Source organism: Mesorhizobium sp. M1A.F.Ca.IN.020.03.2.1, from assembly GCF_004023205.1.
In the GTDB taxonomy this organism is placed as follows: Bacteria; Pseudomonadota; Alphaproteobacteria; order Rhizobiales; family Rhizobiaceae; genus Mesorhizobium.
Genome location: NZ_RZSV01000326.1, coordinates 1 through 4,781 on the forward strand (window position 1 = coordinate 1; position 4,781 = coordinate 4,781).

Genomic DNA, 4,781 nt, shown 5'->3' on the forward strand with positions numbered 1-4,781 from the left:
GGCTTACGGCTATGTCTTCCAGGCGGCGGCGCTGTTTCCTTGGCGCACAATCGAGCGGAATGTGGCGCTGCCGCTGGAAATCATTGGCCTCAGCCAGGCCGAGCAGGCGGAACGCATCAAGCGAACCCTCGAACTCGTCAACCTCTCCGGCTTCGAGAAGAAGTATCCCTGGCAGCTGTCCGGCGGCATGCAGCAGCGCGCCTCGATCGCGCGCGCGCTCGCCTTCGACGCCGATTTGCTTTTGATGGACGAGCCGTTCGGCGCGCTCGACGAGATCGTGCGCGATCATCTGAACGAACAGCTTCTCGAACTCTGGGATTCGACCAACAAGACGATCTGCTTTGTCACTCACTCGATCCCCGAGGCGGTCTATCTGTCGACCCGCATCGTGGTGATGTCGCCGCGGCCGGGCCGCGTCACCGACGTGATCGAATCCACCTTGCCCAGGAAGCGGCCGCTCGACATCCGCGAGACGCCGGAATTCCTGGCGATCGCCGCGCGCGTGCGCGACGGGTTGAGGGCGGGGCACAGCTATGATGATTGAGGGTGCTTGCCAGCGGACGGACACCCGCTGCTTCGACATCCTGGGGCGGAGCAAGCGCGAAGCCGCGCGCGTGGCGGGAGCCGACCGCCGTGATTTCGTTATCCTAGGGTGGAGCGACGCGAAGCGGAGCGCAGACCCTAGGATCCATGCCGGGACGTCGACCGAAGGCCGTAAGCGGCTCAGAATACCCGACGAGCTGAGCGCGGCGCAGGGAGCCGTATTCTGCGCCACAGCGGAGCGTCGAGGTAACGGCATGGATCCTAGGGTCCGCGGCGGGCCGCTTCGCTCCTTGCTCCGCCCTATGATGACGAAAAACGCGCAGCGCCGCGTGCTGCCGTTGCGCCGGGGGAAGGCCCGCTAAATGGACTCCTTCCGTTCCAAGATCATCCCGGTCACGTCAATCCTCGCCGGCGTGGTGGTGCTCTGGTATGTCTTCGCCGTCATCCTCAATGCGCCGTTCCAGCGCGATCTCGACGCCAGAGCCAACGAAACCCCCGGCACGGTCGAATTCATCGGCAAGACATTATCGCAGCCGAAGCCGACGCTGCCGGCGCCGCACCAGGTGGCGGTGAACTTCTTCGAGAACACCTTCCTGCGCGGCATCACCTCGAACCGCAGCCTTGTCTACAATGCCTGGGTGACGCTGTCCTCGACGCTGCTCGGCTTTGCTTTCGGCACGGCGCTCGGCATCGTAATCGCCGTCGGCATCGTGCATGTGACGACGCTCGACCGCAGCCTTATGCCGTGGATCATCGCCTCGCAGACCATTCCGATCCTGGCGGTGGCGCCGATGATCATCGTGGTGCTGGCGGCCATCGGCATCACCGGGCTGATCCCCAAGGCGCTGATCTCGACCTATCTGTCGTTCTTCCCGGTTGCGGTCGGCATGGTGAAGGGATTGCGCTCCCCCGAGCTCATGCATCTCGACCTGATGCACACCTATAATGCCAGCGCCTCGCAGACCTTCTGGAAGCTGCGCGTCCCCGCATCGGTGCCGTTCCTGTTCACGTCGATGAAGGTGGCGGTGGCCGCGAGCCTAGTCGGCGCCATCGTCGGCGAATTGCCGACGGGTGCTGTCGCCGGAATCGGCGCCAAGCTGCTTTCCGGCGCCTATTACAGCCAGACGATCGACATCTGGTCGGCGCTGGTCGCGGGGTCGATCGTCGCGGCGCTGCTGGTCATGGTGGTCGGCATCGCCGGCCGCCTGGTCGACCGCGCCATGGGTGGGAGGCCGGCATGACCTGGCTGAAACCATCGTGGCAAGCGGTGCTGGCGATCCTTCTTTGCGTCGTCGCCTTCGCGCTCGGAGCGATGTCGACACCGGAAGCGGCGGCGCTCGCCGAGCCTGCCGCGACGGTTGCCTACCCATATATGGGCACCAAAGGCCTCATCCTCGGATTGCTGCTGATCGCGGCGCTGGTTTCAACGGTGAGACTCGCGCCACTTGTCGAAGCGGTTGTCCTGTTCGTCGGCGCTCATGTCGCAGCGTGGCTTCTGGTCAGGGGCATCGGAGGCTTCGAGGGCACGGCGCTGGCGCCGTACTTTCTGGTTCTCGCTGCCGCCTGGCTGCTTGCCTGGCGCTGCGTCGCGCTGTTGTCCTCGCTACGGACTGCAGCCAGCGGGGCCAAAACGGCGCTTCGCCTGATCATTCCGGCGATCTTCGGCGCCTGGATCCTGATCATCTGGGAAGCGGTGACGCGCGGCGCCGGCATTCCCTTCATCCTTTTGCCACCGCCGAGCGCCATCGGCGCGCGCATCGCCAACTCGCTGCCGAACCTGGGATCGGACGTGCGGCAGACGATCTTCAAGGCGGTGCTGATCGGCTACATCGTCGGCAATCTCGCCGGCTTCGTCGTCGCCATCCTTGCCGACCGTGTGCCGTTCCTCAGGCGCGGGCTGCTGCCGATCGGGAACATGGTGTCGGCGCTGCCGATCATCGGCGTCGCGCCGATCATGGTGATGTGGTTCGGCTTCGACTGGCCGTCCAAGGCGGCGGTCGTGATCATCATGACCTTCTTCCCGATGCTGGTGAACACCGTCGCGGGGCTTGCCGCCTCCGGCCACATGGAGCGCGATTTGATGCGCACTTATGCGTCGGGCTACTGGCCAACCTTGCTGAAGCTGCGGCTGCCGGCGGCAATGCCGTTCATCTTCAATGCGCTGAAGATCAACTCGACGCTGGCGCTGATCGGCGCCATCGTCGCGGAGTTCTTCGGCACGCCCGTGGTAGGCATGGGATTCCGCATTTCGACGGAAGTCGGGCGGATGAACATCGACATGGTCTGGGCCGAAATCGCAGTTGCAGCACTGGCGGGTTCGGTCTTTTATGGCGTGGTCGCTCTTGTCGAGAGAGCCGTCACGTTTTGGCATCCCTCTGTCCGTGGTGGATAGGGGCGGTGGGTTTGGGTGCTAACTTCAGAGGGTAAAAACATGAAAAGACTGGTAATTTCTGCTCTGGCCGGGGCGATGTCGCTGGCCGCTTTCCAAGCGATGGCGGCCGACAAGGTGACGCTGCAGCTGAAATGGGTCACGCAGGCCCAGTTCGCTGGCTACTACGTCGCCAAGGCCAAGGGCTTTTACGAGGCCGAAGGGCTCGACGTCGACATCAAGCCGGGCGGGCCGGATATCGCGCCCGAGCAGGTGATCGCCGGCGGCGGCGCCGATGTGATCGTCGACTGGATGGGCGGCGCGCTGGCCGCCCGTGAAAAAGGCGTGCCGCTGGTCAACATCGCCCAGCCGTTCAAGAAAGCCGGCATGGAACTGGTCTGCCCGAAGGACGGCCCGATCAAGACCGAAGCCGACTTCAAGGGCCACACGCTCGGCGTCTGGTTCTTCGGCAACGAGTACCCGTTCTATGCCTGGATGAACAAGCTCGGCCTCAAGACCGACGGCGGCAAGGACGGTGTCACCGTGCTGAAGCAAAGCTTTGACGTTCAGCCGCTGATCCAGAAGCAGGCGGACTGCATTTCGGTCATGACCTATAACGAGTACTGGCAGCTGATCGACGCCGGCTACAAGCCGGAGCAGCTCACCGTCTTCAACTATTCGGCCATGGGCAACGACCTGCTCGAGGACGGCCTCTACGCGCTGGAGAACAAGCTGAAGGATCCGGCCTTCGAGGACAAGATGGTGCGCTTCGTGCGCGCCTCCATGAAGGGCTGGAAATACGCCGTCGACAATTCGGATGAGGCGGCCGAGATCGTCATGGATAATGGCGGCCAGGACGAGAACCATCAGAAGCGCATGATGGGCGAAGTCGCCAAGCTGATCGACAATGCCGACGGCAAGCTCGATCCGGCCACCTATGAGCGCACCGCCAAGGCGCTGCTCGACCAGAAGATCATCGCCAAGGAGCCGTCGGGCGCCTACACGACCGCGATCACCGACAAGGCGATCAAGTAAGGTCGACCTCGCCAGTCGAGACTTAACGGGGGCGGGTGACCGCCGCTTTTGCTTGGCTGTGGTAAAATATCCGTGTGCAGGGATACAAGCGGCCTGCCAACCGTTGCAGTGGGGCATCCGCGCGCCGGGGGAGCCGCGGCGGGGCGGATGCGCGCCAGCCAAGGAGGTTCTCCAATGCGCATCCAATCATGGCCGATGCTTTCGGCCTTTGCTGTCTCGACTGCTTTGCTGCTCGCATCTCCGGCCTTGGCCGAAACTGTGAAGTACAATGCGACGCTCGACGGTAGCCAGCAGAGCCCGCCCGTCACCACCAAAGGCAAGGGAACCGCCACATTCACCTTCGACACCGCCAAGAAGAAGCTCAGCTGGAACGTCAAATATTCCGGCCTCAGCGGACCTGCGACGGCTGCTCACATTCACGGGCCGGCCGCGTCGGGTGAAAACGCACCTCCGGTGATCCCATTCAAGAAGCTCAAGAGCCCGATCAAGGGATCGGCGACGCTGACCGACGCGCAGGCGGCCGACCTCGAGGCCGGCAAGTACTACGTCAACGTCCACACCAAGGCGAATCCGGACGGCGAGATCCGCGGCCAGATCGAGAAAGCCGGCGGATCGATGTAGCGGAGTTTCCTCAGGCAGCAGCGAGGGGGGCGACCGCCTCGTTCTGCCTGATCAGGACTTGTCGCGTATCTGTGTCAGCGTGCGGGTCGGCGTGATGGCTTCGGGATCGAGCCTGATCTCGACGATCGCCGGCTTGCCGCTGGCGCGTGCGCGTTCGAAGGCCGGAGCGAAGTCTTCGGTCCTTGCGACGGTCTCGCCATGGCCGCCATAGGCG

Annotated in this window: 5 protein-coding genes; all 5 read left to right on the forward strand. The window is 63.8% G+C overall.

The window, feature by feature from the left end; genetic code table 11:
• On the forward strand, nucleotides 1-544 hold a 544-nt coding region (locus EOA79_RS29650), incomplete at its 5' end, for an ABC transporter ATP-binding protein (RefSeq protein ID WP_164894001.1).
• A 361-nt stretch (nucleotides 545-905) separates the two neighbouring features.
• Entirely contained in the window at nucleotides 906-1,784 is an 879-nt protein-coding gene (locus tag EOA79_RS29655; protein ID WP_095802394.1) for an ABC transporter permease, read from the forward strand.
• Nucleotides 1,781-2,935 (forward strand): ABC transporter permease, encoded by a 1,155-nt coding sequence (locus EOA79_RS29660; RefSeq protein WP_128293546.1) that lies wholly within the window; start codon nucleotides 1,781-1,783, stop codon nucleotides 2,933-2,935. The genes EOA79_RS29655 and EOA79_RS29660 overlap by 4 nt, the downstream gene beginning before the upstream one ends.
• A 39-nt stretch (nucleotides 2,936-2,974) precedes the next feature.
• On the forward strand, nucleotides 2,975-3,946 hold the full coding sequence (locus EOA79_RS29665; RefSeq protein WP_066990642.1) for an ABC transporter substrate-binding protein: 972 nt from the start codon (nucleotides 2,975-2,977) through the stop codon (nucleotides 3,944-3,946).
• A gap of 174 nt (nucleotides 3,947-4,120) precedes the next feature.
• Nucleotides 4,121-4,567, forward strand: a complete 447-nt coding sequence (locus EOA79_RS29670; protein ID WP_066990644.1) for a CHRD domain-containing protein — start codon at nucleotides 4,121-4,123, stop codon at nucleotides 4,565-4,567.
• The last annotated feature ends 214 nt before the right edge of the window (nucleotides 4,568-4,781 follow it).

Excerpts from the sequence above, each read along its gene's own strand:
- EOA79_RS29655 (WP_095802394.1), top strand. The coding sequence starts at position 906 with ATGGACTCCTTCCGTTCCAAGATCATCCCGGTCACGTCAATCCTCGCC.
- EOA79_RS29660 (WP_128293546.1), top strand. The coding sequence starts at position 1,781 with ATGACCTGGCTGAAACCATCGTGGCAAGCGGTGCTGGCGATCCTTCTT.
- EOA79_RS29665 (WP_066990642.1), top strand. The coding sequence starts at position 2,975 with ATGAAAAGACTGGTAATTTCTGCTCTGGCCGGGGCGATGTCGCTGGCC.
- EOA79_RS29670 (WP_066990644.1), top strand. The coding sequence starts at position 4,121 with ATGCGCATCCAATCATGGCCGATGCTTTCGGCCTTTGCTGTCTCGACT.